Consider the following 4396-nt stretch of genomic DNA (forward strand, 5'->3'; position numbering starts at 1 on the left):
CCGGGCCGGCCGAGGTGGACCGACCGCAGTGGCGCGCCTTCCCGTGGTGACACCGAGGTGTGACAGCCAGTCAGCAGTCCGCAGGGCGCGGTCGAGGACGGCGGCGCCCCAGTCGCGTTCGCCGGCGTCGCAGAGCGTCCAGGCGACGCCGGCCAGGCCGAAGCAGAGCCCGGGCGGGAGGCGGTCGAGGGCGGGTTCGGCCCGGGTCATCCAGTCCCGGACGGGATCCGGGAAGCGCCCGGTGATGCCGTGGACGGCCCGCAGGACGCCGGCCGCGCCGTGGGCCACCGACCAGGGGTTGGTGCGGAAGACGGCGGGGTCGGCCGGGAAGGGCCGGTCGTCGCGGTCGGGCGTCATGACCGCCTCGATGAACGCGAGGGCGTCCGTCACGGCGGCGGGCAGGTCGAGGTGGTCGTCGGGGGTCTCGTCGAGGGGCAGGCCGAGGGTGCGGAACAGCCCGTCCACCGGCCGGCGCAGCAGCCCGGCGACGTGCCGGGTGGACCGGGCCAGTGCGGGCGGGTCGAGCGCGAGCAGGGTGTTGCGGGGCAGCAGCATCGCCAGTTCGACCGCGGCCAGGGCGTACCCGTCGAACGCGCGGCCGTCGGCGGTGCCGTCCGGCTCGGCGGGTGCGAACCCGGGCGTGCGCGGATGCTGGTCCTGACGCGCGTTCAGCGGCCGCACCGACTCGAAGTCGATCAGCCGGACCCGCAGGGTCTCCGGGTCGACCAGGACGTTGGTCAGCGAGACGTCACCGTGGACGAGGTCGCGCTCGTGGCAGGCGGCGAGGGCGGCGCGCAGGCCGTCCAGCACCGTGTCGGCGACCTTCGCGTAGTCGGCGGCGGCCTGCGCGGTCAGGGCGTTGGCGGCGATGGGGTTCTTCATCCCGATGAAGCTCACCAGGGCCAGCCCTTCCACGTGCTCCTCGGCGAGGAAGAGGTGTTCCCACTCCTCGAACAGCTCCAGCGGCTCGGGCGCCACGCCGGTGCCCTGCAGCAGCTTCAGCGCCTCGAACTCGCGGCGCAGCCGGGCCTGGGCGTCGGAGCCGTCCTCGGCGTACGCGGTGTGCGGGCGGGCCTCCTTCAGCACGACGCGGCGGCCGTCCGAGAGACGCCGGGCGAGGTAGACCCCGCCGGCCCCGCTGTAGTGCAGCGCGCTCTCGACCTGGTAGCCGTGCAGCACCGGCGAGCCGGCGGCGGCCGGCGGCTCCTCCTCGAACAGCTCGGGCACCCACGACGGCCGCCGGTACACCGGCGCCCGGTCGTCGACCCACTGCCGCCCGCCGGGCCCGTGCAGCACGGGCAGGGTCGTCCCGTCGGCGCCGACCGCGCCGGACGAGGTGAACTCGCCGTACCGGTAGTACAGGCAGCCCGAGTCGCCGTAGCGGCGGTCGGTCAGCGCGTACGGCCCCCGGACGTCCGCGAGCGGACCGGCCAGGCGGGCCAGCAGGTCGCGGCACTCCTCGGCGGAGCGGGTGTAGATGACGACGACCTTGCCGATCTGGCCGGGCGGCCACCACCTGGTCGACCCCAGGCGGACCAGCCGGGTGGACCGGAGGCACTTGAAGTGGAAAGGGGTGCGGCGGAACTCCGCGGCCACCGCGCGCAGCGCCGCGGACGCGTCCTCGGGCACCGCCGAGACGTGGATCTTCCAGCCGTGCGCGGGCAGCGGGGGCACGGCCACCGCCCGGCAGCCGGCCCAGACCCCGGAGGCGGTCACCTCCCCGTCGTCGCCGACGAGTCCGGACAGCTCCTGCTGCAGGTCGGCGGTGAACGGGGCCCGTCCCAGGGGCTCGTAGAAGAGGGGATCGGCGACTGAGAAGGCCTGGTACTCGTCCAGTCTGCGCATGACGTACTCCTCGCTGGCGGCAGCACGGGAAGGGGAGGGAGGCCCCGGCCGGTCCGCACCGGGCCGGCCGGGGGCGGGTGGCGGTCAGCAGGCGTTGCTGACGCCGCTGGAGACCGTGCACACGTAGGCGGCCGGTCCGAACAGGCCCCGCTCGGTCTCGTCCTCGTCGAGCGTGAGGCCGATCAGGGAGAGCACGTTCTGCATCCGGGAGTTCACCTCCTCCCCCGGGTCAGGGCGCACCACGGGATCCGTGGGCGCCGCCCCCTGCGGAGGCCCGGGCCGGCTGCAGCCGGCCGGCCCGGGCGCACGGGACCGTCAGCAGGCGTTGCTGACGCCGCTGGAGACCGAGCAGGACTGGGCGAGGGGCCCGAACAGGCCCCGCTCGGTGTCGTCCTCGTCGAGCGCCAGGCTGATCAGGGAGAGCACGTTCTGCATCCGAAAATCACCTCCTCCGTGGTGCTTGCCGGGCCGGGCGACCCGGCCCTGCCTCACTGTGGCCCGCCCGCGGTCCCGACCGGTTGAGGCAGCGGCCCCGCTCCGGTCCCGCGCCGCACCCGGGACACGGACCGTCACCGGGCGGGCGCGGCACGGGTCGGCGTGGCACGGGGCACGGCCGGCGAGCCGCCCGCCCGCACCCCTGCGCCGGGCACCGGCCCTCCCGAGGCTGGTCTGCGACCAGTCGAGCACGTATGTTGTTTTCTGATTCTTTCTGTTGGCTTATGTTGCAACGAGGTCGCCGTGATCCGAACCACCGCCAAGCTCGCCGACGGGCGCGAGTTGATCTACTTCGACACCGACCCCGTCGCCGACCGGGGTTCCCGCGACCTGCGCCCGCTGGAGCCGGTGGCCAGCAGGTCCGAGATCCGCCGCGACCCCGCGACCGGGGCCTGGGTGACGATCGCCGCCCACCGGCAGGGCCGGATCTACCACCCGCCGGCCGACGAGTGCCCGCTCTGCCCCTCCCGGCACGGGCGGCTGAGCGAGATCCCGGACGCCGACTACCAGGTGGCCGTCTTCGAGAACCGGTTCCCCTCGCTGGCCCCCGGCGCCCCGGAGCCGGCCGCCCCCCACCCGCTGCACGACGTCCGGGCCGGCGACGGCCGCTGCGAGGTGGTCTGCTTCACCGCCGACCACGACGCCTCCTTCGCCGACCTGGACGAGGACCGCGCGCGGCTGGTCCTGGACGCCTGGACCGACCGCACCGCCGAACTCTCCGCCCTGCCCGGTGTTCGGCAGGTCTACTGCTTCGAGAACCGCGGCGCCGAGATCGGCGTCACCCTCGCCCACCCGCACGGCCAGGTCTACGCCCTCCCCTTCACCACGCCCCGCACCGCCCGGATGGCCGAACAGGCCGACCGCCACCGCGCCGCCACCGGCCGCAACCTCTTCGAGGACCTCCTCGCCGCCGAACGCGCCGACGCCACCCGGGTCGTGCTCGCCGGCACGCACTGGACCGCGTTCGTCCCGTTCGCCGCCCGCTGGCCGTACGAAGTCCACCTCCACCCGCACCGCCGCGTCCCCGACCTCACCCGCCTGTCCGAGGACGAACGCGCCGAGCTCCCCGGCCTCTACCTCGACCTGCTCCGCCGCTTCGACCGCCTCTTCGGCACCCCGCAGGCCCCGGTCCGGACCCCGTACATCTCCGCCTGGCACCAGGCACCCGTCAGCGGCGGCGCCGAACTCGCGCTCCACCTCGAACTGTTCACCGTCCGCCGCACCACCGACAAGCTCAAGTACCTGGCCGGCACCGAGTCCGGCATGGAGGCCTACATGAACGACATCGCCCCCGAGGACGCCGCCCGCCGGCTGCGCGAGGTGGCCCGGTGAGCACCGCGACCGCCACCGCCGCCGCCTTCACCCGGCTCTTCGGCCGCGCCCCCGACGGCGAGTGGGCCGCCCCCGGCCGGGTGAACCTGATCGGCGAACACACCGACTACAACGACGGCTTCGTCCTGCCGATCGCCCTGCCCCACCTCACCCGGGTGGCGGCCCGCCGCCGGGACGACGGCCTGCTGCGCCTGCACAGCGCCCAGGCGCAGGGCGGCCTGGTCGAGCTGGCGGTCGACGGCCTGACGCCCGGCGGCGTGCCGGGCTGGGCCCGGTACCCGGCCGCGGTCGTCTGGACGCTGCGCCGGGCCGGTCACCCGGTGGGCGGCGCCGACCTCGCCCTCGACAGCACCGTGCCCACCGGTGCGGGGCTCTCCTCCTCGGCCGCACTGGAGTGCGCCGTCGCCCTCGCGTACCGGGACCTGCACGGACTCCGGCTGGACGGGGCGGAGTTGGCGCAGCTCGCCCAGCAGGCCGAGAACGACTTCGTCGGCGTGCCGTGCGGGATCATGGACCAGATGGCGTCCATGGGCTGCGAGGAGGGCAGCGCCCTGCTGCTGGACACCCGGGACCTCGCGCGGCGCCAGGTGCCCTTCGACCTCGCGGCCGCGGGGCTCGAACTGCTGGTGATCGACACCCGGGTCAAGCACGACCTCGCGGACGGCGCGTACGCGGAGCGGCGGGCCGGCTGCGAGCGCGCCGCCGGCCTCCTCGGCCTGCCCGC

4 protein-coding genes are annotated in these 4396 nt (G+C 75.2%); 2 read left to right on the forward strand and 2 right to left on the reverse strand.

Annotated elements, in window-relative coordinates:
* Both ABZ885_RS36225 and ABZ885_RS36230 read right to left on the reverse strand, forming a co-directional pair.
* A partial coding sequence (locus ABZ885_RS36225) for an RIO1 family regulatory kinase/ATPase (protein WP_360198598.1) occupies nucleotides 1–1845 on the reverse strand: 1845 nt, incomplete at its 3' end.
* A gap of 84 nt (nucleotides 1846–1929) precedes the next feature.
* Nucleotides 1930–2085 carry a hypothetical protein gene (locus tag ABZ885_RS36230; protein WP_360198601.1) on the reverse strand — a complete coding sequence of 52 codons (156 nt, stop codon included), beginning with the start codon at nucleotides 2083–2085 and terminating at the stop codon, nucleotides 1930–1932.
* Between the two features lie 498 nt (nucleotides 2086–2583).
* Here ABZ885_RS36230 and galT point away from each other — a divergent pair, with 498 nt between their 5' ends.
* Together galT and ABZ885_RS36240 are read left to right on the forward strand one after the other, a co-directional pair.
* Nucleotides 2584–3672, forward strand: a complete 1089-nt coding sequence (gene galT, locus ABZ885_RS36235; protein ID WP_360198604.1) for a galactose-1-phosphate uridylyltransferase — start codon at nucleotides 2584–2586, stop codon at nucleotides 3670–3672.
* A partial coding sequence (locus ABZ885_RS36240; protein ID WP_360198607.1) for a galactokinase family protein occupies nucleotides 3669–4396 on the forward strand: 728 nt, incomplete at its 3' end. The genes galT and ABZ885_RS36240, both read left to right, overlap by 4 nt.

This window comes from Kitasatospora sp. NPDC047058 (genome assembly GCF_040643935.1).
GTDB lineage: Bacteria > Actinomycetota > Actinomycetes > Streptomycetales > Streptomycetaceae > Kitasatospora.